Consider the following 25,899-nt stretch of genomic DNA (forward strand, 5'->3'; position numbering starts at 1 on the left):
GTCAGCCCCCCTTGGGTCGCTGGCGGTTCTTGTGCTTCGACAACGCGCCCGACTGGCTGATCTTCGTGGCTTTGTGGCGATACGGATTGTCGCCGCCCTGATCGCGGAAGAATAGCCGGATCGGCGTGCCCGGCATATCAAAATCCTCGCGCAAGCCATTGACAAGATAGCGCTGATAGCTGTCCGGCAGCTTATCGGTATGGGTCGCCTTGACGATGAACGCGGGCGGGCGGGTCTTGACCTGGGTCATGTAACGCAGGCGAATCCGCCGCCCACCCGGCGCGGGCGGCGGGTGGCTTTCGGTCATCGCCTCCAGCCAGCGGTTCAGCTTGGCGGTGGACACGCGGCGGTTCCAGACATCGTGCGCCTTCAGCACCGCGGCATGCAATCGATCCAGCCCCTTGCCAGTCCGCGCCGAGACCGTGACCAAGGGTGCGCCCTTCAACTGCGGCAGAAGCTTTTCGAAACTTGCGCGCAATTCGTTCAGCTTGTGCGGCTTGTCGTCCTCCAGATCCCACTTGTTCGCGGCGACGACGACGGCCCTGCCTTCGGATTCGGCGAAATCGGCGATCCGCAGATCCTGCTGCTCGAACGGGATGGCGACATCCAGCAGCACGACGACCACTTCGGCAAAGCGCACGGCACGCAGACCGTCCGCCACCGACAGTTTCTCGACCTTGTCGGTGACGCGCGCCCGTTTGCGCATCCCGGCGGTGTCGAATATCCGCATGGGCGTGCCCATGAAGTCGGTCGTGACACTGATCGAATCGCGGGTGATCCCGGCCTCGGGACCGGTCAGCAGCCGATCCTCGCCGATGATCCGGTTGATCAGTGTGGATTTTCCCGCATTCGGCCGCCCGATCACCGCCAGTTGCAGCGGTCGCGCGGCCGAGGGGCGCCAGTCCTCTGCGCCCTCGCCCGCCTCGGCTTCGGCTTCGGTCAGATCCACGTCGGTTTCGGCGGCGACCGGAGCCGGTCGCGCGGACTCGACCGCATCGGACAACGGCACGAGGGCGCGGTACAGGTCGTCCATCCCCTCGCCATGCTCGGCTGATATCCGCAGCGGCTCTCCCAGGCCCAGAGAAAAGGCCTCCATCGCGCCTTCCTCGCCTGCGCGCCCTTCGGCCTTGTTGGCCGCAAGAATCACATGGCGGGCGCGGCGGCGCAGGATTTCGGCAAAATATTCGTCTGCGGCCGTGACACCCACGCGCGCATCGATGACGAACAGGCAGATATCGGCCTCGTCCACCGCGCGTTCAGTCAGCCGCCGCATGCGTCCCTGCAGGCTGTCGTCGTCGGCCATTTCAAGGCCGGCGCTGTCGATCACGATAAAGCGCAGGTCTCCCAGACGACCAGCACCTTCGCGCAGGTCGCGGGTAACGCCGGGCTGATCATCGACCAGCGCCAGACGCTTCCCGACCAGACGGTTGAAAAGACTTGATTTTCCGACATTCGGCCGGCCGACGATGGCGAGGGTGAAACTCATCTGAAGGCGTGCAGCTGACCGTCGCGCGACAGCACGAACAGGGTTTGACCGGCGACCACCGGGGCCGATGCCGCGCCGCCCGGGATTGCAGCCTGACCGACCAACCCGCCCGAGGCCGGGTCGAAGACCCGCAAGACCCCGTCAGAGGAGGCGACGAACAGACGACCGCTGGCCAGCACAGGCCCGTAATGGCCATAGATACGATCCTGCTTCTTGATCTTCTCATCGGTGTAATAAGGCAGATCGACCCGCCAGATGACCCCGCCCGTTGCGGCATCAAGCCGGATCAACTGCGCCTGGTCGTTGACCGCAAAGACCGATCCACCGGCGACCGTGACGGGGCTGTTCGCGCCGTCCTTGGCGGACCAGGCCTCGACGCCGCTGCCCATCTCGACCGCATTAATGCGCCCGGAAGACGTTCCCCCATAGACAGCACCGCCCGAAATGACCGGATCCCCGGTCATGTCACGAACCCAGGTGATCGCGCGCCCAATACGGCTGCCAGCGACCTGCGCTGTCCAAAGCGTCGCGCCGGTCTGCGTGTCCGCCGCCAGAAGCTGACCCGACGAGAACGGGAAGATCACGGTGTTGCCCTGAACCGCGGGAACCGCCACGCCCATCACGCCAGAGCTGGACCGCGTTCCGGCGGTCTGCCAAAGTACCTTGCCGTCGGCAGCACGAACGGCCCATCCGACATTGTTGCGCGCGACCGTATAGACGACACCGTTCGCGACGGCGGGACCGCCACCGATCGGCGCATCCACCCGTTGACGCCACAGCACCTGCCCCGAGACGGCATCCAGCGCGACCAGTTCGCCGAAGCCGGTGGTCGCGAAGACCCGACCGCCTTCATAGGCCAGACCACCGCCAGATGCGCTGTTGCCGTTCTCGCGGACCGGGGTGATATCGGTGCTCCAGGCGGTGCCGCCGGAGAGGGCGCTGGCCGTCACCCTTGCGCGACTGTCCAGCGTGAAGACACGGCCCCCGCCCACGATGGGATCAGCGGCGATGCGATGACGGCGATCATTGCCCTGACCTATGCCCGACGACCAGATCCGCGTCGTTCCTCCGCCGCTTAGCGCGACGTGTCCGGGCTGATGGGCGGCGTTTCCGCCACGATGGGTCCACTCGGCGTTCGCGCGCGGCGCCGCCAGCGACAACGCGGTAGAGCTGACCGGAGCAGCCCCTTCGACGGCCGGCCCGTCCGGCGAAGTGACGGCCAGCGGATCCAGCCTTTCACCGGGCAGGATGACTTCGCGGTTGCCGCAGGCCGACAGGCTCAGCGCAGCCGCAAGGGCCATGGTCAGTCGCAGCGTGGCGGTCATGCGCGCCTCTCCCTCATCGTTCGTCGTTGGCCGGGCTTATCTTTCAGCCGGCTTGCATGCTGTCGGTCGGCTCGGGCTCGACCCCAAGCGCGATCATCATCTCGGAGAGGCGGCGACGCAAGGCTTCGCTGAGGCCATCCTTCTGCTGAATCTGCCGGATCAGCGTGATCGCGTCATCGGTCCGCCCCGCCTCGATCAACGCGACGGCCTTCTGTTCCAGCGCCAGCAGTTCGAACGGCGCACCGGATCGCGACAGCCGCGTCAAAATAGCGTCCCGTTCGGACGGATCCATTTGCGACCCGTTCAGCATGACCAGTTTCAATTCGGCCAGATCGTGCAGCACGGAGTCCTGCGCATCGGCACCGGCGACCTCGCGCAGCGCTTCGGCCGCTGCGTCATTGCCCCCTTCCCGAACCCAGCCCGAGGCCGCCAGCAATGCGGAAAGCGCCTCGCGCCCCTGCGATCCGTCTGCATCGACCGCCAGCAGTGCCGCGGGATCATCCGACGATTCGGCGGTCAGCACGGCATCGCCCCACGCCTCGGCGTCGGCACGTTGCCGGGCCTGATCGTATTCATACCAGCTGACACCGATGACCAGCAGCAGGATCAGCGCCAGCGCGATCCAGCCATAACGCCGGTAAAGGCCGAACAGCCTGTCGCGCCGAAGATCCTCGGTCACCTCGTCGATGAAGCTGTCGTTCTGATTGGCCATCGCCGCAAAATCCGCAGTTTTTCTTTCGCAGGCAGTCTTATACCGTGCAGAGTGGGATTGCCAATGCCGCGACGCCCGGTTCATCGAACCGCGCCAAGGGCAGTCGGATGTGCGAGACGCGAGGAATCAAGGGGACTGTCGCGATGTTCACGGGGTATATGTTCGAGTTGATGTCTTGGTGGCTGCTGTTCGGCGGCGTCATGACAACAGCGTTCATCCTGCACAACGATGATGACGATGACGGAATCGATGTGGAAGATTCTCCGTTCGGCGGACTGGACGATTTCGACGTGGACAGATTCGGCGCCTCCGCCATCGGCACCGAGGAAGCCGACACGCTGACAGCGGGCGACGAAACCCCGACAGCCATGGCCGGGCTTGACGGCGACGACACCATCACCGGGTCCCGCGACAGCGACTATATCCTTGGCGGCGCGGGCGATGACCAGATCGACGCACGGGTCGGCATCGACACCATCCGTGCCGGGGATGGAGACGACGCGGTGTCAGCCGGCTTGGGCACCGATTCCGTGTTCGGCGACGCCGGTGACGATACGTTGGACGGCGGCGGCCAGAACGATTTTCTGGACGGCGGCGCCGGAAACGACGTGCTGATCGGCGGGATCGGACCTGATTCGCTGTCAGGCGGGGACGGTGACGACACGCTGTCCGGCCTCGCCGAAGATCGCGCGGCGGCGCGCAATGCGACCGAGGCAGATGAGGACGGTCCCGATATCCTGGACGGTGGCGACGGCGATGACGTGCTGTGGCTGGGCATGGACGACATCGGCACTGGTGGCGAAGGCGCAGACGAATTTGCGGTCGATCACCGCGGCGATCACGATGATGGGGTTCGCACCATCACCGACTACAATCCGGAAGAGGACGTGATCACGCTGCATCTTGATCCGACCGCGGCCGGCGAGACACCACCCGAGATCAGCCAGAATATCAGCGAAGACGGCGCCGACAGGCTGATCTCGGTCGATGGGGTCGAGGTGCTGCGCGTTGTTGGTGCCGGGTCAGGTGATCCGATCGAGATAGAAACCCCATCGCCCGAAAACGAGGATGAGAACGAGAGTGAGGAGGCCTAGTCCCTGGGTCGCTCTTCCGGAACCGTCCGGTCGCAACTGAAAAGCCTGCCGCGACAGCGGCAGGCTTTTCCTTCTCAGTGACGGGCTCGTGGTTCCGTCAGCTATCGCAGCTTACATGCGCGACGCGACGTTTTCCCAGTTCACCAGATTGTCGAGGAAATTCGACAGGTATTTCGGCCGCGCGTTACGGAAATCGATGTAGTAGCTGTGCTCCCACACATCGCACCCCAACAGAGCGGTCTGCCCGAAGCAAAGCGGATTGACGCCGTTCTCGGTCGAGGTGATTTCCAAGGAACCGTCGGCGTTCTTGACCAGCCATGCCCAGCCAGAGCCGAACTGCCCGCCACCCTTGGCCGCGAACTGTTTCTTGAACTCATCCACCGAGCCGAAATTCTCGCTCAGTGCCTCGACCAGCGTGGAGGGAATGTCTCCGCCATTCGGGCTCATCATTTCCCAGAACTGGCTGTGGTTCCAGTGCTGGCTGGCGTTGTTGAAGATTCCGTTCTGCGCCACGGCACCCTTTTGGTAGGTGCCCTTGACGATATCCTCCAGCGACTTGCCTTCCCACTCGGTGCCCGCGATCAGCTCGTTCAGCTTCTCGACATAGGCATTGTGGTGCTTGTCGTGGTGATATTCCAGCGTCTCCTTGGACATGCCTGCGCTTGCCAGAGCGTCATGTGCATAGGGAAGATCGGGAAGGGTAAAAGCCATTTTCCTCTCCTTTCTGAAAGGGTTGAGCTTGCGGGTCGGGCGCACAGTCCCGCATTCGCGGGGTCAACGCAAGGGGGCGAGGCGGGTTCCTGAACCGTGACAGAAAAAGAGGCTATTCGGCCCCTTTTGACCTGCGGGCGAACTTGCCCAAAGGATCTGTTCCCAATACGACCGCTTAGCGTGGGGCGAGACCGGAACCCGGACACGCGGCCGATTGCAGCACCAGATCCAGATAGTCTGCGGTCGAGCGGAAACCGATCAGGCGAAAGCCGCCATCGACCCGCCAGAACGCCGCCGCCGTCTGCGCAGCCCGGGATCTGCGCAGCCCATCTTGTGGCAACGCATCAAGATGGGCGGGGCTCAGCTTGGCGATCACGTCGCTGGCATGATCCCCGATCACCTCGAAGACCGCCCGTGCGTCCGAGACATCCGCGATCAGCGCGTGTTCCGCGGCAAGGGCCTGTTCCAGCGCCGCGATGGCGTCCGGCGTCTCTTGCGCGGGCAGGATCAGCAGCAGTTCGTCCGGCGACATCCAGCCAAGACTGCGGCTGCCATCGGTAGAGATCCGGGTCGCGTCCGGGATCGCAAGACCTGCCGCCTCTGCGATGGCATCGCCCGAACGCGACAAATCGGCGCGAATCGTGATCATGCCCAGCCCATCCAGCCGGGCGACGGTTGCAAGTGCCTCAGCCATTCAGACGTGCCCCTTCCTTGTCGTAGAACACCGGATCGCAGATCCGTCCCTTCAGCACCTCGCCCGAGGGCAGCGGGAATTCCAGCACCTGCCCCATCCGGCCGGTTCCGTGGCGCACCAGCGCCATCGCGATAGGACGGCCAAGCGTCGGAGAATGATAGCTGGAGGTCACGCGCCCCTGGGTCTTGCGCTGCCCGTTGGGATTGGTGCCCTCATCCACCGCCAATGCGCCATCCGGGATCACCCGGTCATCCAGGCTTTCCAGCCCGACCAGTTGCCAGCGCGCCCCGTCCTTCATGTGGCTGCGCGACTGCGCGCGCTTGCCGATATAGTCGGACTTCTTCTTGCTGATCGCCCAGCCCAGTCCCAGATCCTGCGGGATGATCGTTCCGTCGGTCTCATCCCCGATCATGATGAAGCCCTTTTCGGCACGCATCACATGCATCGCCTCGGTGCCATATGGCGTGATGCCCAGATCGCGACCCGCCTCTTGCAGGCGTTCCCACAATTCCAGGCCGCGCCCGGCCGGCACCGCGATCTCGTAGCTGAGTTCGCCAGAAAAGCTGATCCGGTAGATGCGTGCCGGCATCCCCGCAATGTCGCCTTCGACCCATTGCATGAACGGCAACGCCTGCTGCGACAGGTCGATGCTGCCGGGCAGGCGTTCCAGCAGATCGCGCGCCTTCGGGCCAGCCACGGCGATCTGCGCGTATTGTTCGGTCACATTGGCGGTATAGACCTGCCAATCCCACCATTCGCATTGCAGCCAGTCTTCCATATGGCCATGTATCCGGTCCGCACCGCCGGTGGTCGTGTGGCACAGCCAGGTGTCCTCTGTCAGCCGGGCCACCACGCCATCATCCATCAGGAAGCCGTTTTCGCTGCACATCAGGCCATAGCGGCATTTCCCGACCGGCAGACTGGACATCATGTTGGTGTACATCATGTCCAGGAACTTGCCCGCATCCGGGCCTTTGACCAGGATCTTGCCTAGGGTCGATGCATCCAGCGTCCCGACCGAATTGCGCACCGCCAGGATTTCACGATTGACCGCAGCATGGCGATCCTCGTCCCCGCGCGGATAGCAATAGGGACGGCGCCATTGGCCGACCGGTTCCCACGACACGCCGTGGCGTTCATGCCATGCGTGCAGGGGCGTCTTGCGCAGCGGCTGGAACGCCTCGCCCCGCGCGTCGGCGGCGATCGTCGCCAGTGTCAGCGGTGTATAGGGTGGCCGGAACGTCGTCGTGCCCGTCTGCGGGATCGGCTGGTTCAAGGCGTCCGACAGGATCGCAAGCCCGTTGATATTGCTGACCTTGCCCTGATCGGTTGCCATCCCCAGCGTGGTATAGCGCTTGGTGTGTTCGACACTGGCATAGCCCTCGCGCGCGGCCAACAGCACGTCGGTCACCTTCACGTCGTTCTGGTAATCCAGCCACATCTTCGCCCGCAGCTTGTAGGGGGCATTCGCGGGCATGCACCAGACTGGCATGGTCGCGCCCTCGGCGCGTTCCAGATCGCCCGCACAGCGCAGATCGCCGCTGGCGGCACCCGTTGCGGTAACATTCCCCCGCCCGTCCGCGCCCAGAGGCGGGCGATCCGGGTCGGGGCGGAACATCGCCTGTGCCTCATCCCACAGCAGCTTGCCACCACAATGGCTGTAAAGATGCACGATCGGCGACCAGCCGCCCGACATAGCCACGACGTCACAGTCGATCGTGCCGGTATGCTTGCCTTCGCCCTTCTGGTCGCAGACCGCGACGCTTTCGACATGGCGACCGCCCGTGACCTTGGCAATGGCGCTGCCGGTCAGCACAGTGATGTTCTGCGCGCGTGCCGCCTGCGGCAGATCGCCATCAGCGCTGTCGCGGGCGTCCAGCACCGTGACATCCAGCCTAGCCTCCTGCGCGATCAATGCGGTGCGATAGGCATCGTCGTTGTTCGTCACGACCACGATCCGCTGACCCGGCGCAACGCCATAGTCCACGATGAAATCACGCACAGCCGAGGCCAGCATGACCCCCGGCACGTCGTTGCAGGCGAATGCCAAGGGACGTTCCAGCGCGCCGGTTGCGGTGACGATGTGGCCCGCGCGGATCCGCCACAGGCGCTGTCGCGGGATGCCCTGGTTCGGATCGTGGTCGGCCAGCGCCTCTCGCGCCAGAAGATAACCGTGATCGTAAAGCCCGGTTGCCATCGTATTGCGGCGCAGCGTGACATTCGCCCGTCCGCGCAGATCGTCCAGCAAGGCCTGGATCGTCGCCTCTCCCGCCTTGTGATCGACGGGCGTGCGGCCGCCCCAGACCGGGTTCTGTTCAAGAACCAGAACCTTGCCGCCCTTCTCCGCAGCCTCGCGTGCGGCGGTCAGTCCGGCGATGCCGCCGCCAACGACGACCGTATCATAAAGCGCGTAGGCCTGTTCATAGCGATCGGGGTCGGGATCGGTGGGGGCACGGCCCAGACCCGCGCTGCGGCGGATGATAGGCTCGAACAGATGTTTCCAGAACGGGCGCGGATGGATGAAGGTCTTGTAGTAAAATCCCGCCGGAAGCATCGGCGACAGCCAATTGTTGACCGCGCCGATATCGGCATCCAGCGAGGGCCAGCAGTTCTGGCTGCGCAGGATCATGCCCGGAACCAGCGCAGTCGTGGTGGCACGCTGGTTCGGTTCGAACCTGCCGCCCTGTCCCAGGCCGAACAAGGCGTTCGGCTCCTCGGCCCCCGAGGCGACGGGACCGCGTGGGCGGTGATACTTGAACGACCGGCCCATCAGCATCTGGCCGCTGGCCAGCATCGCCGAGGCCAGCGTGTCTCCGCGCAGCCCGCGCAGATACCGCCCGTCAAAGCGGAACGGGATCTGAAAGGCGCGGTCGATCAGGCGGCCGCCACGGGCCAGACGAAAAGGAGGCGTGTGGGTCATTCGGCATGGCTCCAGTCTGGCTGCCAGTCGGGGCGGACCTTGCGGATCGCATCGACGATATCCTGAGGCGGGGCGTGGGTCTGCGCGCGATATGTGCCATAGACCTGCAAGGTCACCGTATCGCGTGCGGCCAGAAACCACTTGCCGCAACCATAGGCATGTCGCCAGCGTTCAAAATGCACACCCTTGGCGTTCTTGCGCGCGAACATGTAATCCTCGAACTCCTCATCCGACCCCTCGGGGCCGACGCGTTTCAGATGCGCCTCGCCACCGGGATGAAGTTCGGTTTCCTCGGCGTCTAGCCCGCAATAGGGACAGGTCAGGATCAGCATTCAGGCATCCTTGGGCGGAAGGGTGGAAAGATATTCGCGGGCCATCCCGGCAAGTTTCCCGCGAATGGCATCGTCGGACAGGGCGGGGCCGGACAGCCAGACGAAGCCCGGCTTGGCGCGACCACCCTGCTTCATGGGTTCGGTGCCCGGCAAGGCCAGCGCGGCGGTCTCGGCGGCCTTGCCGACGCGAAACATCGCGCGACCCTCGCGCGCGGCGGCCAGCATGTTGCCGTTCATCAGAAAGCACCAGCCACCGAACATGGGCTTGCCCGACAGATTGTCGGAATGTCCGAAATCTTCGCTCAGCTGCGCCTCGAGACCGGTGTCACGGGTCATGATCCGACCCGCCGACATGCGGAAGCCGGGGGCATGGCCCCCGGCAAGAAGCTGCGAAACCGCGACGCACCGAGAGCGCGGCGCAATGTCGTCAAGTTTGCCTCAGTTCGAGGTCGGTTCGGTGACGCCATCGGCCGGCGCTGGTTCCGCCGGGGCAGATTCGGCCGGAGCGGCATCAGCCGGCTCGGCTGCATCGGGCGCGGCATCGACATTGACGGTCGTATCCGCACCCGCCGGGACAGTGGCGTCTGACGCGGTATCCATGTCGCCGCCCGACATGAAGAAGAACAGCAATGCGACGACCACCACGACGGCGCCGACAATGAAATACAGGGCGTTGTTGTTATTGCCTTCGGCCATGTTTGTTCCTTTCTCTCAACAGCGTGTTGAGGGAACAATGACGCGTGACCGGTATCCGTTCCGAGGCGATGAAGCATTGGCGAAAGCTTGCCTAATGCGCCACGCCGGCGGCAACCGATTCGTCGATGAATCGGCCCTCGCGGAAGCGATTCAGCCCGAAATCGGCCGCCAACGGACCGGGTCGACCATTGGCCACAAGTTCGGCCATCGCCCAGCCCGATCCGGGAATCGCCTTGAAGCCGCCGGTGCCCCAGCCGCAATTGACGAAAACCCCGCCCACCGGCGTCGTGGACAGGATCGGCGACCGATCGCCCGTCATGTCGACGATGCCGCCCCATTGACGCAGCATCTTCAGCCGCGAAATCATCGGAAAGGTCTCGACCAGCGCCCGGACGGTTTCCTCGACATGATGCCAGGAACCGCGCTGGGTGAAGTTGTTGTAACCGTCGGTGCCACCGCCGATCACCATTTCACCCTTGTCGGATTGCGACAGGTAACCGTGGACGGTGTTGGCCATCACCACCACATCCATGCAGGGCTTGATCGGCTCGCTGACCAGCGCCTGCAATGCGACGCTTTCGATGGGCAGGCGGAAACCGGCCATCTCGGCCAGCTGCGAGGAATGACCCGCGACGATCAGCGCCAGCTTGTCACAGCCGATCCGGCCCTTCGAGGTGTTGACGGCGCGGACCTGCCCGGACTCGGTTTCCACGCCCTGCACCTCGCAGTTCTGGATGATGTGCATGCCCATGTCGGAACAGGCACGCGCATAACCCCAGGCAACCGCATCGTGCCGTGCCGTGCCGCCGCGCGCCTGATACAGCCCACCAAGCACCGGATAGCGCGGGCCGTCCAGGTTGATGATCGGCACCAGTTCCTTCACGCGGGCGGGTTCGATCCATTCGGTCGAAACGCCTTGCAGGTTGTTGGCATAGACGGTGCGCTTGTAGCCGCGCACCTCGTGTTCGGTCTGGGCCAGCATGATCAGGCCGCGCGGGCTGAACATGATGTTGTAGTTCAGGTCCTGTGACAGCGTCTCGTAAAGGCTTAGCGACTTGTTATACAGCGCCGCCGAGGGATCCTGCAGATAGTTGGACCTGATGATCGTGGTGTTCCGGCCGGTATTGCCGCCGCCAAGCCAGCCCTTTTCGATGACCGCGATATCTGTGATGCCGAAATTCTTGCCCAGGTAATACGCGGTCGCCAGCCCGTGCCCGCCCGCGCCGACGATGACGACCTTGTATCTGTCGCGCGGCTGGGGGCTGGCCCAGGCCCTGCCCCATTGCTGGTGCTGTCGAAACGCCTCGCGCGCAATGGCGAACACGGAATAGCGGCCGGAGCGTGAAGCAGCTGGCATCTGGATCCCCTTCCTCGGTCGCGAACAGAATGGCCGCGCGGCGGCGCGCGAACAAGACGTGATGCGGCAGCTTCGGATCAAATTCCGACATCGCCTGCGGCCATCGTCGTGCACAATTTCGTCAGCGCGTTGCCCTGGGGCACGAATCTCCGTGCAAACACGCCCGCATTCGGCGACCCCAGCCGGGGATGCGGCACCACGCCACTTTCGGATCTTCCGTGACACGACTACAGATGTGGCAAGCGGAGGAATGCGATGTTCTGGATTTTCTGCACGGTTCTGGTGCTGTGCGTTTCAGCGGCGATCTGTGCCCCGATCTGGCGGGCACGGCAAAGTGACACGGCGGCGGCCATGCCTGCAGCGGCCTATGACCTGCAGGTGTATCGCGACCAGCTGCGCGAGGTTGAACGCGACCTGGAACGCGGCGTGATCGCCCCCGAGGATGCCGACCGGCTGCGCACCGAGATCGGCCGCAAGGTCCTGGACGCCGACCGCCGGCAGGGCGATGCGGCCCCGTCATCGCGCGGCGGAGCCGGTGCCGGAGCGGCGCTGGTCTTGCTGGCGCTACTGGCCGGGGCGGTGGCGCTGTATCTGCGCGAGGGCGTGCCGGGCGCGCCCGACCTGCCCATCGCAAGCCGCATCGCGATGGCGGAACGCGCCTACGACACGCGCCCCAGTCAGGACCAGGCCGAGGCGCAGGCAACCGCACCCGCCGATCTGCCCGACCCTGATCCCGAATACATGGCGCTGGTCGAACAGCTGCGCGCGGCGGTCGCGCGCAATCCCGACGATCCTCAGGGGTTGACCCTTCTTGCGACCAGCGAAATGCGGCTGGGCAACATCACGGCGGCGCGCGACGCGCAGCAGCGACTTGTCGAGGCACGCGGCGACGCGGCCAGCGCCGAAGAGGTGATGCGGCTGGCCGCCTTGATGATCGAGGCAGCCGGAGGCATCATAACCCCCGAGGCCGAGCAGGTCCTGGCCCGTTCGCTTGGCAAGGATCCCAATCAGCCGCAGGCGCGATATCTGCTGGGATTGCTGCAACTGCAGAACGGTCGGCCCGACCGTGCCTTCCCGATCTGGCGCCGGCTGATCGAGGAAGGACCGGCCGACGCTCCGTGGATCGCCCCGATCCGCAACGGCATTCAGGATCTGGCGTGGCTTGCCGGTCAGCCCGACTATGTTCCGCCCGAACCGTCGACGCCCGGAATGCCGTCACTTCCCGGACCGGATGCCGACATGCTGGATGCGGCCGAAGACATGTCGCCCGAACAGCGCCAAGAGATGATCGGCGGCATGGTCGCACGGCTGGAAGCCAGACTTGCCGACCAGGGCGGCACCCCCGAGGAATGGGCCCGGCTGATCTCGTCTCTTGGCGTGCTGGGGCAGACGGACCACGCGCGCGACATCTGGGCCGAGGCGCAGACCCGCTTTGCCGCCTCGCCCGAGGCGCTGCAGACGGTCCGCGCGGCAGCGCAGGCGGCGGGACTGGTCGAATGATTTTCGTCGAGATCGCCGAATTCGCCGGCGCCTTGCCCAGGATCGGCGGGCTGGCGGGGCTGGATCTGGGCACCAAGACGATCGGCGTTGCGGTCAGCGACGGGCTGCGGCAGGTCGCCTCGCCGCTGTCAGTGATCCGGCGGCGAAAATTCACGCTGGATGCCGAAGACCTGCTGAAAATCATCGAGAATCGTGGCCTGGTGGGCCTGATCCTGGGGTTGCCACGGAACATGGACGGCAGCGAAGGCCCGCGCGCACAATCAACGCGGGCCTTCGCACGCAATCTTTCGCGGCTGACCGACCTGCCGATCGGCTTCTGGGATGAAAGGCTGTCGACCGTCGCGGCCGAGCGTGCCTTGCTCGAGGCGGATACGTCGCGCCGACGCCGCGCCGAAGTCATCGATCAGGTCGCCGCCGGGTACATTCTTCAGGGCGCGCTGGACCGTCTGCGATATCTGGGCTGAGGCGCCCTGTATGCGCGCGCAGCGCGCGCCCGGCCCAGCGGCAGCGACCGGGCCGGGCCCTGCCCGGCCCGTGCCCCTTCACGCCCTTCGAACCAGACCGTCAGACAGGGCAGAAAGCCACTGGGCGCGCTTGCGGCGATGGAATGCCGCCTCTAGTCTCGACGAATGAACGACGCTCCTCCCCAAAGCCCTTGCATCAACATTTGCGTCATGCACCCGCGGCACGGTATCTGCGCCGGCTGTTATCGCACGCTGGACGAAATTGCCTGCTGGGGCGGGATGTCGCCGCAGGAACGTCGCGATGTGATCGACATGCTGCCCGCCCGCAAACCGCTGCTGAAGAAACAACGCGGCTTGTCCGCTCAGAAAACGCTTCGGGACTGATCCGCTAGGGCGACTATGATAAGGAAATCTTATTCAAACCCGAAGAAAAAGCAATTTTTCCTTTATTGATAATTGCCGTTAAACTTCTTGCGACAGATGGTTGCCGATATCGGCCATCATGCCATCTTCACGAACGCGCGCTACGCAACGAACGCAGCCACTCGGAGGAACTATCATGGACGGAAGCGATATCCCTGCCGGCAAATGCCCGGTGATGCATGGGGGCAATACCGCCACCGGAAGCTCGGTGATGAGCTGGTGGCCCAACGCGCTGAACCTGGACATCCTGCACCAGCACGACAGCAAGACCAACCCGCTGAAGGGGTTCAACTATCGCGAGGAACTGAAAAAGCTGGACGTCGAGGCGCTGAAGCAGGATCTGCACGCCCTGATGACCGACAGCCAGGATTGGTGGCCCGCCGATTATGGCCATTACGGCGGGTTGTTCATCCGGATGGCGTGGCATGCGGCAGGATCCTATCGCCTGGCCGATGGTCGCGGCGGCGGCGGCACCGGCAACCAGCGCTTTGCCCCGCTGAACAGCTGGCCGGACAATGTCAGCCTGGACAAGGCAAGGCGGCTGCTGTGGCCGATCAAGCGGAAATACGGCAACAAGGTGTCTTGGGCGGACCTCATCATCCTTGCCGGCACCATCGCCTATGAATCGATGGGTCTGAAAACCTTCGGCTTCGCCTTCGGCCGCGAGGATATCTGGCATCCGGAAATCGACACCTACTGGGGTGCGGAAAAGGAATGGCTGGCACCGTCCGACGAACGCTATGGCGACGTCGAGACCCCCTCGACGATGGAAAACCCGCTGGCCGCCGTGCAGATGGGCCTGATCTACGTCAACCCAGAGGGCGTGAACGGCAAGCCCGATCCGCTGAAGACCGCCGAACAGGTGCGTGAGACGTTCAAGCGCATGGCAATGAATGACGAGGAAACCGCCGCGCTGACCGCCGGAGGCCACACCGTCGGCAAGACCCACGGCAATGGTGATGCCACGGCGCTGGGTGCAGATCCCGAATCTGCCGGTCCTGAAATGCAGGGCTTGGGCTGGGACCATCCCGACATGCAGGGACAGGCTGCCCGTGCCGTGACATCCGGTCTGGAAGGCGCATGGACGACACATCCGACCAAGTTCGACATGGGCTTTTTCGAGATGCTGTTCGGCCATGAATGGGAACTGCGCAAATCGCCCGCCGGGGCCAATCAGTGGGAACCCGTCGACATCCGCGAAGAGGACAAGCCGGTCGATGCGACCGACCCGACCAAGCGGCGCAATCCGATGATGACCGACGCCGACATGGCGATGAAGATGGACCCGACCTATAACGCGATCTGCCAGAAGTTCATGGCAGACCCCGCGTATTTCCAGGACATCTTCGCCCGCGCGTGGTTCAAGCTGACCCACCGCGACATGGGCCCAAAGGTCCGTTATCTGGGACCCGATGTGCCGGCAGAAGACCTGATCTGGCAGGATCCGATTCCGGCCGGACCTACCGGCTATGACATTGCCGCCGTCAAAAGAAAGATCGCGGATAGCGGCCTTTCGATGGCTGACATGGTATCCACGGCATGGGACAGCGCCCGCACCTATCGCGGCTCGGACATGCGCGGCGGCGCCAACGGCGCCCGCATCCGCCTGGCCCCGCAAAAGGACTGGGAAGGAAACGAGCCTCAGCGCCTGGCCCGAGTGCTGTCGGTGCTGGAACCGATCGCCGCGGAAAGCGGCGCATCCATCGCCGACGTGATCGTTCTTGCCGGCAATCTGGGGGTCGAACAGGCCGCCAAGGCTGCGGGCTTTGAACTCGAGCTGCCATTCTCGCCCGGTCGCGGTGACGCCACCGACGAGATGACGGACGCCGAATCCTTCGATGCGCTGGAGCCTCTGGCCGACGGCTATCGCAACTGGCAGAAGCAGGATTATGCCGTCAGCCCCGAGGAACTGATGCTGGACCGCACCCAGCTGATGGGTCTGACCGCGCCCGAGATGGTCGTCCTGATCGGCGGCATGCGCGCGATGGGCACCAATCACGGCGGCACCCGGCATGGCGTCCTGACCGAACGCGAAGGCGCGCTGACGACGGACTTTTTCGTCAACCTGACCGACATGGCCTATAAATGGGCGCCGGTTGACGGCGGGATCTATGAAATCCGCGACCGCAAGACCGGCGCTGTGAAATGGACCGCGACTCGCATGGACCTTGTGATCGGCTCGAATTCGATCCTGCGCGCCTATGCCGAGCTGTATGCCCAGGACGACAGTGCCGAGAAGTTCGTTCAGGACTTTGCGTCGGCCTGGACCAAGGTGATGAACGCAGATCGGTTCGACCTGCGCTGAGCACGCTGCGTGTCCGGCCCCACCGGGCCGGGCACGCCATCCTGACGACCCTGCTGCTTGTTCTTCAGCCGATCAGCGCCATCGCGCGCGGCAGGCGGTCTGCCAGCACGTCCAGTTCCGGCGCTGGTGCACAGCTGATCCGGACACAGCGATCCAATGGTGCAACACCCGGCATCCGGATGAACACGCCCTGCCCCTGCAGCGCTTGGACCAAGGCGCGGGAATATTCGCCATCCCGCCCCGTATCGACGGCGACGAAATTCGTCGCGGACGTCAAGGCGCGCATGCCGTTATCCGCGGCGATCTTGCCGATCCTGTCGCGCGCCGCTGCCACGTTCGCCAGCACATCCGCCAGCCATGCCTGATCGCGCAGCGCGGCCAAGGCGCCAGCCTGCGCGATCCGGTTGACGCCGAAATGGTTGCGGATCCGGTCGAACCCGGCGATCAGATCGGGGTCTCCGACCGCATATCCGATCCGCGCACCGGCCAGCCCGTAAGCCTTCGAAAACGTGCGCATCCGGATCACGCGCGGATCGCCGGGGGAAATCTGCGGCACCGCCTCGGCGGGCGCGAACTCGACATAGGCCTCGTCCAGAACCAGCATCGTGTCCTCGGGCAGTTCTTCCAGCATGTCCTGAATGACCTTGCCCGGATGCCAGCTTCCCATCGGATTGTCAGGGTTTGCCAGATAAACCAGCTTTGCGCCCGTCCGTCGCGCTTCGCGGACCAGCGCCTGCGGGTCTTCGGCGTCATCGCGATAGGGCACCTTGTGCAGAACGCCACCGAAACCCGCCACATGATAATTGAAGGTCGGATAGGCCCCGTCCGAGGTAACGACCGCATCGCCCGGTCCGACCATCAGACGGACAAGATTGCCAAGCAGCCCGTCCACGCCTTCGCCCACCGTGATGTGGTCCCCCGGCAGGTCAAGATGCTCTGACAGCGCCTCGACAAGCCGGTGACTGGTCGAATCACCATATTGCCAGAGCCTGGGCAGTTCGGCCTGCATCGCCTGTATCGCATGCGGGCTTGGGCCGAAGCCGCTTTCGTTCGCGCCGATCCGCGCGTCGAAGACAGACCCGATCCTGCGTTGCAGTTCCTCGGGTCCGACAAAGGGAACGGTGGCTGGCAGCGCGGCGGGGATCGGGGCAAAGCGGGGACGTGTCATGGGCGCGATTCGTGGCCCATTTCCGCCCGTATCGCAAGCGTCAGTCCTTCGTTTCCCCGCCTCGCCCGTCCAGCATCGCGCGGTCGTCGCGAAGTTCCAGCCAGATCGCATTCACGACTGCCAGCAGCGCGGCCAGCGGCAAACCCAACATCCATGCGAAATACCACATGCGCGGCTCCTTTCCTCAGTAGCTGTGCGTATCGGGGTTCGACACATCGTCTTCCGTCACCTTCCCCCACAACACGCGATAAACCCACGCCGTATAGATCAGGATCAGCGGCATGAAGATTACCGTCGCAACCAGCATCACGAACAATGTCTGGTGCGAGGATGACGCGTCCCAGATGGTCAGAGAGCTGTCGGGATTGGTATTGGACGGCAACAGGAACGGATAGATCGTCAGACCCACCGACGAGATCATCCCGAAGACGGCCATCTTCGACCAGCCAAGCGGCGACAATTCTCCGCCGGATCGCAGGGCCCGGCCCGCCATAGCGGTGCCAAGAAACCCCATGACAGGCGCAATCACGATCCATGGGCGGTCGGCATAGGCAGCCAGCCAGCTTCCCGAATGCGCGACCGCCGATGCCAGGGGATTCGACGGACCGTCATGGGGCGGTTCGGCCACGAAGGCGTATCCGTCGATGAAAAACGCCAGCCAAAGCCCGGCCAGCGCATATCCCGCCAGCACCACCTTGGATGCGATGCTGCCAAAGCGACGGGCGCGTTCGGCAATCACGCCTTCGGTCTTCAGCACGATCCAGCCCGCGCCATGCATGACCAGCATCGCCAGCGACACGATCCCGCAAAGCAGCGCGAAGGGGCGCAACAGGCCAAACAGCTTCCCGAACGCTCCGCCCTCATAGACCGAATGCAGATCAGGCGTCAGGTGAAACGGCACACCCAGAAGCACGTTGCCGACCGCCACGCCGAACAGCAGCGCGGGCACCGCACCGCCGAAGAACAATGCCCAGTCCCACCGGGCACGCCATGTCGGATCTTCCCGCTTGGAGCGATACTTGAAGGCCACCGGACGAACGATGAACGCGCTGAGGATCAGGAACAGCGCAAGGTAGAAACCCGAGAAGCTGACCGCGTAAAGCGGAGGAAACGCCGCGAAGATCGCGCCGCCGCCAAGGATGAACCAGACCTGGTTGCCTTCCCACACCGGCCCGACGGTGTTGATGACCACGCGACGTTCGGTGTCGGTCTTCGCGACAAAGGGCAGCAGAGCGCCGGTGCCCATGTCGAAACCGTCGGTCAGCGCGAAGCCGATCAGCAGGACGCCCAGAAGCAGCCACCAGATCAGGCGCAGATGCTCGAACGAGACAAGTTCATACAGGATCATGGCATCACTCCGCAGGCGCCAGACGGGCGCGGTGGGCGGTATTCCAGTCGTCGGTCAGTTGCACATCCTCGGTCGGACCCTTGCGGATGTATTTCAGCAGCAACTTGATCTCGATCAGGAACAGCACGGTGTAGAAGGTCGCGAAGCCGGCGATGGTCAGCAGAAGTTCTGTCACCGACAGCGCGCTGACCGACAGCGCGGTGGGCAGGATGCCGTCCACCGTCCAAGGCTGTCGCCCGTATTCGGCGACGATCCAGCCCAGCTCTGCGGCGATCCACGGCGCGGGAATGATCAGCACCGCAAATCGCAGCGCCCAGGTCGGATAGCGCCCACCCCGGAACGAGGACTGCACGAAGAAATAACCCATCGTCGCGATGAACAGGAAACCCAGCCCGACCATGATGCGGAACGCCCAGAAGATCGGCCAGACATGGGGGATCGTATCCTCGGCCGCCTGCGCGATCTGCGCATCGGTCGCCTCGCGCGGATCATCCAGATACCGGCGCAGCAGCAGAGCATAGCCCAGATCGTCGGAATGGTCCTCGAAGCTCTGCATCACCGCGCGATCGGTGGCCTCGCGGTCCCGCTGAATGGTCATCAGCGCGTCATAGGCGATCAGCCCCGACCGGACGCGGCGTTCCGCCTCTTCCTCAAGCTGGTTGATGCCGGGGATCTCTTCGGTCAGAGACCGGGTGCCAATCAGCCCCATGACATAGGGCACATGCAGGGCCCATTTGGTCTCGCGCGCCTGCTGGTCAGGGATACCGACCAGCGTGAACGGCGCGGGGGCGGGCTCGGTCTCCCACATGGCCTCGATGGCGGCCAGCTTCATCTTCTGGTTCAGCCCGGCATCATAGCCCGATTCGTCGCCCAGCACGACGACCGACAACGCCGCCGCCAGCCCGAAGCTGGAGGCCACCGCGATCGAGCGGCGGGCCAGCCCGACATGACGCCCCTTCAAAAGGAACCACGCCGACACGCCCAGCACGAAGACCGAGGCGGTGACATAGCCGGCGCTGACGGTGTGGACGAATTTCGCCTGCGCGACGGTGTTGAACATCACCTCGAAGAAGCTGGTCATCTCCATGCGCATGGTCAGCGGATTGAATTCGGCGCCGACCGGGTTCTGCATCCAGCCATTCGCGATCAGGATCCACAGCGCCGAGAAGTTCGACCCGAAGGCGACCAGCCAGCCCACGACCAGATGCCCGACCTTCGACAGGCGGTCCCAGCCGAAGAACCACAGGCCCACGAATGTGGCCTCCAGGAAGAACGCCATCAGCCCCTCGATCGCCAGCGGGGCACCGAAGACATCGCCGACATAGTGGCTGTAATAGGACCAGTTCATGCCGAACTGGAATTCCATCACCACGCCCGTCGCGACGCCCATGGCGAAGTTTATCCCGAACAGCGTTCCCCAGAACTTGGTCATCTGACGCCAGATCGGGCGGTCGGTCATGACATAGACCGTCTCCATGATCGCCACCAGGATCGACAGGCCAAGTGTCAGGGGAACAAACAGAAAATGGTACAAAGCGGTCATGGCGAATTGCAGCCGCGACAGTTCGACGACACCGATATCCATGGGCGCGATCCTTGTTTTCGACATCGCGATCATAGCAAGTTGCGCAGCCGATCCCAAGCGTTGGACCGCGTGGCAGGCTGTCGCTGCGACCGCATGTCGCATTCAATGATTTGCATTTATCAAACCGCCCGCGCAGCGCTCAAAGAGTTTGATGCAACGGGACCGCGAATTTCAATATCGCAGCCGACTGTCAGAGAGGTCGGAATCCCAAGCCCGTGTCCCTATGCCCGGCCTCCAAACCAGCGGCGCGAGGTCATTCGGTGATGCGCTGCGCGGCTAGAACGCGCGGAAGGTCATGGTGGTCAGCGTGCGGCTGATGTGGGGGATGTCGAACAGGCGATCCGACAGGAACCTTCCGACATCCTCGTCCTCGGGAATATAGACCTTGGCCAGCAGGTCGTAATCTCCCGAGGTCGAATAAAGCTCGCTGACGATCTCGCGATCATAGATCGCTTCGGCGACCTCGTAGGTCCGGCCGGGCTCGCAGCGGAACTGGACAAAGACGGGGCGCATCGCGGTCTCCTGCTGGTCGTGTCGGGCCGCAGGTTAGACCGCGGGTGGCTGCGCGGTCCAGTCCCCTCGACGCCAGCCGCGCCAGAACCGGATCAGCAGCAGGACCGCTGCGACCGACAGCCCGGCGACCAGCCCCAGCCACAGGCCGGGCGCGCCAAATCCCAGCGGAAAGGCCAGGCCCCAGGCGATCGGCATGCCGACAACCCAATAGCTGAAACCTGCGATCCACATCGGCACCCGCGTGTCATGCACACCGCGCAGCAGCCCCAGCGCCACCACCTGCAGCGCATCGGTCAGCTGAAACAGCGCGGCATAGAACAGCAGCATCGCGCCGATCGCCACGATGACCGGCGTCTCGGGGTCGGCCGGGTCCAGATACATCCGCACCAGCGCGTCGGGAAAGATCAGATACAGCGCCACGGCCAGCACCGCGAACCCCATCGACAGTGCCGTGACCGTCACCCCGGCATCGCGCATCCATGCGGCATCGCCGCGTCCCTTGGCCTGCCCGATCCGCACCGTCGCGGCGTTGGACAGCCCAAGATGGGCCATGAACGTGATCGAAGCGATCTGTATCGCGATGCCATGCGCGGCCAGTTCCTTGGTCCCGATCCAGCCCATCATCACGTTCGAGGCGACAAACAGCCCGCCCTCGGCCAGCATGGTGACGCCGATCGGCAGGCCCAGACGGAAGATCGCCCAGAACGCCGGCCAGTCGGGCCGCCAGAACCGCTGGAACAGGTTGTATTTGCGGGCCACGGGCAACCACGCCGCATAGCCCACCAGCATCAGCAATTGCGTCACCTGCACCGACAGGCTGGCGATGGCCGCGCCGCGCACGCCCAGTTCGGGCGCACCCAGATTGCCGAAGATGAACACCCAGTTCATTGCCACGTTCAGCGGCAGGCCGGCCAGCGTCACCCACATCACCACCTGCGTCCGCTCCAGCGCCGCGAGGTAGGAATTCAGCGTCAGCCCGGCCAGCATCGGCAACAGGCCCCAGCCGGCGATCCGCAGATAGTCCTGCGACATCTCCGAGATCAAAGGCGTCTGTCCCAGCGCCAGCAGGATCGGTTCGGCAAACCACATCGGCGGCATCACCAGAAGCGAGAAGATGCCCGACAGCCACAGCGCCATGCGGGTGCCGCGCCGTACCTCGGTCTCGTCGCCGCGGGCAATGCTGGTGGCGATCAGCCCCATCACGCCGGTGCCGAATCCCATGCCAAGGAAGAACAGGATGATCAGGAACGAGGTCGCGATGACCAGCGCGGCCAGTTCCTCGACCCCGTACCAGCCGATCATCACCGTATCGCTGACACCGATGGCCATGCGCGCCAGATGGCTGCCGATCAACGGCAGACCCAGCGACAATGTCGCCACCACATGAGGGCGATAGCGTGACCAGAACATCCCGATCCCATATCCGGGCCACGTTAAACGGGCAATCACCAGATTTGCACGGTATGCAGGAATCTGCCTGCTGCGTTCGTTGACAATCTACCGCGTCCCTGCCGCCGCGCCGAACCGCCCTGCCCGCTTGCCGCCTCATGCGCCATCTGCGATAGAAGACGCGTCCCGATCCTGCCAGAGGCCGCCCATGACATTTCGCGCCCGCCACCTTCTGGGCATCGACCATCTCGCGCCCTCGGACATCGTGCAGCTTCTTGATCTGGCCGAGGAATATGTGGCGCTGAACCGCCGCACCGTGAAACATTCCGACGCGCTGGCCGGGATGACCCAGATCAACATGTTCTTCGAGAATTCGACCCGCACGCAGGCCAGTTTCGAACTGGCGGGCAAGCGGCTTGGGGCCGATGTGATGAACATGGCCGTCGCGCAATCCTCGGTGAAGAAGGGCGAAACACTGATTGACACCGCGCTGACCCTGAACGCCATGCAGCCCGATCTTCTGGTGGTGCGCCATCAGAACTCGGGGGCGGTGAACCTGCTGGCGGAAAAGGTGAACTGCGCGGTCATCAACGCCGGCGACGGACGCCATGAACATCCCACCCAGGCACTGCTGGACGCGCTGACGATCCGCCGCGCCAAGGGCCGGTTGCAGCGCCTGACCGTGGCGATCTGCGGCGACATCGCCAACAGCCGGGTGGCACGGTCGAACCTGATCCTTCTGGGCAAGATGGAAAACCGCATCCGCCTGATCGGCCCGGCGACGCTGATGCCCGCAGGGGCCGCCGAGATGGGCGTCGAGGTCTTTCAGGACATGCGTGCCGGTCTGGAAGGCGCCGATGTGGTAATGATGCTGCGGCTGCAGAAGGAACGGATGGATGGCGGCTTCATCCCATCCGAGCGGGAATACTATCACCGCTGGGGACTGGACGCCGAGAAACTGGCGCTGGCCGCCGAGGATGCCATCGTCATGCATCCCGGTCCGATGAATCGCGGTGTCGAGATCGACGGCACCATCGCCGACGACATCAACAGGTCCGTCATTCAGGATCAGGTCGAAATGGGCGTCGCGGTGCGTATGGCCGCGCTGGATCTTCTGGCCCGGAACCTGCGCGCCGAACGAGGCCGCGCCGCAGCGGGGGTGATGGTTTGAGTAGACTCGACGACAGCAAAACCATAATCGCGAGGATCATCGCAAATCTCGAAGATAATGGTGTCATAGCCACGGCGCTTCATGTTTCTGATTTTTACTCCGACTACACGTCCGAAGATGCCCTGCTATTCAGTTCAGCGATATCTTGGTTGGCTGCAGAGAACGTAATAAGGTTTCGAGGGGAACCGATACCGGATGATGCGGATGACACAAACCACTATAGCGCCGTTTTGACGTCGTTCGGTTTTTTGGCGCTCGAAAGAGAACTTTCCAGCGCGTTAACGCTCCGAGACCAGTTGAAGGAAGCACGCGCTGGCGCCCGAAATTGGGCGAGCGTGGGCGATCTAGTCGGTGGAATTCTCGGCGGCTTTTCAAAGACTATTAGCAATGGATGACGCATTCACCCTGTTCTCCAACGCCCGGCTGATCGATCCACAGGCACAGACCGACCGGATCGGCAGCCTGCTGGTCCGCGACGGGCGCATCGACGGCGTCGGGGCCGCTGACGAAACCGCACCGGAAGGCGCGACGGTGATCGACTGCCAGCAACGCGCGCTGGCGCCGGGGCTGGTCGATTGGGGTGTCAAGATCGGCGAACCGGGCGAGCGTCACAAGGAGAGTTTCCGCAGCGCCGGTCTGGCCGCCGCCGCGGGCGGTGTGACCACGATCATCGCCCGGCCCGACACGATGCCGCCGATCGATACGCCGGAATCGCTGGAATTCGTCACCCGCCGCGCGGCCGATGCGCCGGTCAACATCCATCACATGGCCGCGCTGACCAAGGACCGCGCGGGCCGCGAGATGGTCGAGATCGGGTTCCTGACCGATCTGGGCGCGGTCGCCTTTACCGACGGGGTGCGCGTCGTCACCGATACGCGGGTGCTGTCGCGCGCAATGACCTATGCGCGCGGACTGGATGCGCTGATTGTCGGCCATCCGCAGGATGCGGGCCTGTCCAGGGGCAGCGCCGCAACCAGCGGGAAATTCGCCTCGCTCTACGGTATTCCGGCGGTGTCGCCCGTGGCCGAGGTGATGGGGCTGGACCGCGATCTGTCGCTGGTCGCCATGACGCGCTGCCGCTGGCATGCCGACCAGATCACCACGGCGGGGGCACTGCCCTCACTGACCCGTGCGCGGCAGGCCGGGCTGAATGTCAGCGCCGGAATCTCGATCCACCACCTGACGCTGAACGAATTCGATGTGGGCGATTACCGGACCTTCTTCCGCTTCACGCCGCCCCTGCGGTCGGAAGAGGACCGACAGGCGATGGTGCAGGCGGTGGCCGAGGGGCAGATCGATGTGATCGCCAGCTTCCATACCCCGCAGGACGAGGAATCCAAGCGCCTGCCCTTCGAGGCTGCCGCCCCCGGCGCGGTCGGCCTGCAAACGCTGCTGCCCGCTGCGATGCGGCTGTATCATCAAGGTGGGCTGTCCCTGCCGCAATTGTGGCGGGCCATGTCGCTGAACCCGGCCCGCCGGCTGGGGCTGGACGCAGGCCGGATCGAGCGTGGCGCACCCGCCGATCTGGTGCTGTTCGATCCCGACGCCCCCTTCGTTCTGGACCGCTTCAAGCTGCTGTCGAAATCGAAGAACACGCCCTTCGACGGCGCAAGGCTGGAAGGCCGGGTGCTGGGCACATGGGTCGCGGGGCGCCGCGTCTTCGGAGGTGATGCATGAGCCTGATCCTGTGGACCGTGCTGGGCTATCTTCTGGGGTCGATCCCGTTCGGCATCGTCATCGCCCGCGCGCTGGGGCTGGGCGATCTGCGCAAGATCGGGTCCGGCAATATCGGTGCGACCAATGTGCTTCGCACCGGCAACAAGCCCGCCGCGCTGGCCACGCTGCTGCTGGATTCCGGCAAGGGCGCCATCGCGGTGCTGCTGGCGCGCCATTTCGCCGGCGAGACGGCGGCGATCATGGCCGGCGGCGCGGCATTTCTGGGCCACTGCTTTCCGGTCTGGCTGGGCTTCAAGGGCGGCAAGGGCGTCGCGACCTTCCTTGGCACGCTGATCGCGCTGAACTGGCCCCTTGGGCTGATCGCCTGCGGGATCTGGCTGCTGACGGCACTGGTCAGCCGGATCAGTTCCCTGTCGGCCCTGATGGCGGCCGCCTTGTCGCCGGTCTTCGCCTGGGCGCTGGGACGGACCGACCTGATCCTTGTCTGCCTGTTCATGGCCGCGCTGATCTTTCTGCGCCACAAGGCCAACATCGCCCGGCTGATGGACGGCAGCGAACCGCGGATCGGCAAGAAGGGTTAGCGTTCGGCGACCAGTTTGCGTCCGGACGGGCGCGCCGGACGCGCAGGCGCGGCCACCGGATCCTGATCGGGCTCGGGCTGCTGCGCCACTTCGCGCAGCGGGCTTGCAGAAAACGGGCGCGCGCCGCCCGACACAGGTCCGGTCATAGGACCAGCCACCGACGCAGCACCAACCGGCTGGGAGGCAAGACGCCGCAGCGCCTCGGTGCCCCGTCGTGCCGAAATCGCGATCGAGATCAGCGCCATGCACGCGCCAGCCAGAAGCAGCAGCGCGACAAGACCAAGCAGTCCGACATAGACCGGCAGCGGCGGCACGCCTTCGGCCTGCCGCACCAGCGTGACCACCGTCGCGCCCAGACCGAACACCCCGACCAGGAAAACAGCCGCCACCAGCCGCTGGGTCCACACCATCAGATCCGCCCGCATCACACCCTCGTCTTTTCTTGCCC

At 64.4% G+C, this 25,899-nt stretch carries 26 protein-coding genes; 9 read left to right on the plus strand and 17 right to left on the minus strand.

The window, feature by feature from the left end; translation table 11 throughout:
• Position 1: 1 nt before the first annotated feature.
• The 3 genes from der to MU516_RS12345 are packed head-to-tail and all read right to left on the minus strand — an operon-like array spanning position 2 to position 3,523.
• Positions 2 to 1,486 (minus strand): ribosome biogenesis GTPase Der, encoded by a 1,485-nt coding sequence (gene der, locus MU516_RS12335; RefSeq protein WP_260277502.1) that lies wholly within the window; start codon positions 1,484 to 1,486, stop codon positions 2 to 4.
• Entirely contained in the window at positions 1,483 to 2,811 is a 1,329-nt protein-coding gene (locus MU516_RS12340) for an outer membrane protein assembly factor BamB family protein (RefSeq protein ID WP_260277503.1), read from the minus strand. The genes der and MU516_RS12340 overlap by 4 nt, the downstream gene beginning before the upstream one ends.
• Before the next feature lie 43 nt (positions 2,812 to 2,854).
• Entirely contained in the window at positions 2,855 to 3,523 is a 669-nt protein-coding gene (locus MU516_RS12345) for a tetratricopeptide repeat protein (protein ID WP_260277504.1), read from the minus strand.
• A gap of 143 nt (positions 3,524 to 3,666) precedes the next feature.
• Here MU516_RS12345 and MU516_RS12350 point away from each other — a divergent pair, with 143 nt between their 5' ends.
• Positions 3,667 to 4,617, plus strand: coding sequence for a calcium-binding protein (locus MU516_RS12350; protein ID WP_260277505.1), 951 nt, complete (start codon positions 3,667 to 3,669; stop codon positions 4,615 to 4,617).
• A 111-nt stretch (positions 4,618 to 4,728) separates the two neighbouring features.
• Here MU516_RS12350 and MU516_RS12355 read toward each other — a convergent pair whose 3' ends face one another.
• The 7 genes from MU516_RS12355 to MU516_RS12385 form a co-directional block, all read right to left on the minus strand.
• On the minus strand, positions 4,729 to 5,328 hold the full coding sequence (locus tag MU516_RS12355) for a superoxide dismutase (RefSeq protein WP_260277506.1): 600 nt from the start codon (positions 5,326 to 5,328) through the stop codon (positions 4,729 to 4,731).
• 175 nt (positions 5,329 to 5,503) lie between these two features.
• Entirely contained in the window at positions 5,504 to 6,022 is a 519-nt protein-coding gene (locus MU516_RS12360; protein WP_260277507.1) for a sarcosine oxidase subunit gamma, read from the minus strand.
• Positions 6,015 to 8,942 (minus strand): sarcosine oxidase subunit alpha family protein, encoded by a 2,928-nt coding sequence (locus MU516_RS12365; RefSeq protein WP_260277508.1) that lies wholly within the window; start codon positions 8,940 to 8,942, stop codon positions 6,015 to 6,017. Before MU516_RS12365 ends, MU516_RS12360 begins: the two co-directional genes overlap by 8 nt.
• Positions 8,939 to 9,274 (minus strand): sarcosine oxidase subunit delta, encoded by a 336-nt coding sequence (locus MU516_RS12370; RefSeq protein WP_260277509.1) that lies wholly within the window; start codon positions 9,272 to 9,274, stop codon positions 8,939 to 8,941. Before MU516_RS12370 ends, MU516_RS12365 begins: the two co-directional genes overlap by 4 nt.
• Positions 9,275 to 9,610, minus strand: coding sequence for a TfoX/Sxy family protein (locus MU516_RS12375; RefSeq protein ID WP_260277510.1), 336 nt, complete (start codon positions 9,608 to 9,610; stop codon positions 9,275 to 9,277).
• 102 nt (positions 9,611 to 9,712) lie between these two features.
• Positions 9,713 to 9,970 carry a hypothetical protein gene (locus tag MU516_RS12380; protein ID WP_260277512.1) on the minus strand — a complete coding sequence of 86 codons (258 nt, stop codon included), beginning with the start codon at positions 9,968 to 9,970 and terminating at the stop codon, positions 9,713 to 9,715.
• Between the two features lie 91 nt (positions 9,971 to 10,061).
• Entirely contained in the window at positions 10,062 to 11,327 is a 1,266-nt protein-coding gene (locus MU516_RS12385) for a sarcosine oxidase subunit beta family protein (protein WP_260277513.1), read from the minus strand.
• Between the two features lie 255 nt (positions 11,328 to 11,582).
• Here MU516_RS12385 and ccmI point away from each other — a divergent pair, with 255 nt between their 5' ends.
• From ccmI to katG, 4 genes are all read left to right on the plus strand, one after another.
• A complete protein-coding gene (ccmI, locus tag MU516_RS12390; protein WP_260277514.1) occupies positions 11,583 to 12,827 on the plus strand; it encodes a c-type cytochrome biogenesis protein CcmI in 1,245 nt (414 codons plus the stop codon).
• Positions 12,824 to 13,291, plus strand: a complete 468-nt coding sequence (gene ruvX / locus MU516_RS12395; RefSeq protein WP_260277515.1) for a Holliday junction resolvase RuvX — start codon at positions 12,824 to 12,826, stop codon at positions 13,289 to 13,291. Before ccmI ends, ruvX begins: the two co-directional genes overlap by 4 nt.
• A 165-nt stretch (positions 13,292 to 13,456) precedes the next feature.
• The gene (locus MU516_RS12400; RefSeq protein ID WP_260277516.1) at positions 13,457 to 13,675 is read left to right on the plus strand and encodes a DUF1289 domain-containing protein; all 219 of its coding nucleotides are present in this window, start codon (positions 13,457 to 13,459) and stop codon (positions 13,673 to 13,675) included.
• 175 nt (positions 13,676 to 13,850) lie between these two features.
• Entirely contained in the window at positions 13,851 to 16,019 is a 2,169-nt protein-coding gene (gene katG / locus MU516_RS12405; RefSeq protein ID WP_260277517.1) for a catalase/peroxidase HPI, read from the plus strand.
• A gap of 64 nt (positions 16,020 to 16,083) precedes the next feature.
• Here the strand turns inward: katG and MU516_RS12410 are convergent, their stop codons facing one another.
• From MU516_RS12410 to MU516_RS12435, 6 genes are all read right to left on the minus strand, one after another.
• Complete coding sequence (locus MU516_RS12410; protein WP_260277518.1) at positions 16,084 to 17,187, minus strand: pyridoxal phosphate-dependent aminotransferase; 1,104 nt, start codon at positions 17,185 to 17,187, stop codon at positions 16,084 to 16,086.
• 40 nt (positions 17,188 to 17,227) lie between these two features.
• Positions 17,228 to 17,356, minus strand: a complete 129-nt coding sequence (cydX, locus tag MU516_RS12415; protein ID WP_260277519.1) for a cytochrome bd-I oxidase subunit CydX — start codon at positions 17,354 to 17,356, stop codon at positions 17,228 to 17,230.
• Positions 17,357 to 17,371: 15 nt separating this feature from the next.
• Positions 17,372 to 18,535 (minus strand): cytochrome d ubiquinol oxidase subunit II, encoded by a 1,164-nt coding sequence (gene cydB, locus MU516_RS12420; RefSeq protein ID WP_260277520.1) that lies wholly within the window; start codon positions 18,533 to 18,535, stop codon positions 17,372 to 17,374.
• Positions 18,536 to 18,539: 4 nt separating this feature from the next.
• Complete coding sequence (locus MU516_RS12425) at positions 18,540 to 20,120, minus strand: cytochrome ubiquinol oxidase subunit I (protein WP_260277521.1); 1,581 nt, start codon at positions 20,118 to 20,120, stop codon at positions 18,540 to 18,542.
• Positions 20,121 to 20,396: 276 nt separating this feature from the next.
• Positions 20,397 to 20,633, minus strand: a complete 237-nt coding sequence (locus MU516_RS12430) for an Lrp/AsnC ligand binding domain-containing protein (RefSeq protein WP_209055730.1) — start codon at positions 20,631 to 20,633, stop codon at positions 20,397 to 20,399.
• A 33-nt stretch (positions 20,634 to 20,666) separates the two neighbouring features.
• Positions 20,667 to 22,043, minus strand: coding sequence for an MATE family efflux transporter (locus MU516_RS12435; RefSeq protein WP_209055728.1), 1,377 nt, complete (start codon positions 22,041 to 22,043; stop codon positions 20,667 to 20,669).
• A 187-nt stretch (positions 22,044 to 22,230) separates the two neighbouring features.
• Here MU516_RS12435 and MU516_RS12440 point away from each other — a divergent pair, with 187 nt between their 5' ends.
• Genes MU516_RS12440 through plsY form a run of 4 tightly spaced genes read left to right on the plus strand, consistent with a single transcriptional unit; the run spans position 22,231 to position 25,451 of the window.
• Positions 22,231 to 23,193 (plus strand): aspartate carbamoyltransferase catalytic subunit, encoded by a 963-nt coding sequence (locus tag MU516_RS12440; protein WP_260277523.1) that lies wholly within the window; start codon positions 22,231 to 22,233, stop codon positions 23,191 to 23,193.
• Entirely contained in the window at positions 23,190 to 23,588 is a 399-nt protein-coding gene (locus MU516_RS12445; protein WP_260277524.1) for a hypothetical protein, read from the plus strand. Before MU516_RS12440 ends, MU516_RS12445 begins: the two co-directional genes overlap by 4 nt.
• Complete coding sequence (gene pyrC, locus MU516_RS12450; protein ID WP_260277525.1) at positions 23,581 to 24,870, plus strand: dihydroorotase; 1,290 nt, start codon at positions 23,581 to 23,583, stop codon at positions 24,868 to 24,870. The genes MU516_RS12445 and pyrC overlap by 8 nt, the downstream gene beginning before the upstream one ends.
• Positions 24,867 to 25,451 (plus strand): glycerol-3-phosphate 1-O-acyltransferase PlsY, encoded by a 585-nt coding sequence (plsY, locus tag MU516_RS12455; protein ID WP_209055722.1) that lies wholly within the window; start codon positions 24,867 to 24,869, stop codon positions 25,449 to 25,451. The genes pyrC and plsY overlap by 4 nt, the downstream gene beginning before the upstream one ends.
• Here the strand turns inward: plsY and MU516_RS12460 are convergent.
• Positions 25,448 to 25,876 (minus strand): hypothetical protein, encoded by a 429-nt coding sequence (locus MU516_RS12460; RefSeq protein ID WP_260277526.1) that lies wholly within the window; start codon positions 25,874 to 25,876, stop codon positions 25,448 to 25,450. The two genes, plsY and MU516_RS12460, sit on opposite strands and share 4 nt — an antisense overlap.
• Positions 25,877 to 25,899: the final 23 nt, after the last annotated feature.

Source organism: Paracoccus maritimus, from assembly GCF_025195095.1.
GTDB lineage: Bacteria > Pseudomonadota > Alphaproteobacteria > Rhodobacterales > Rhodobacteraceae > Paracoccus > Paracoccus maritimus.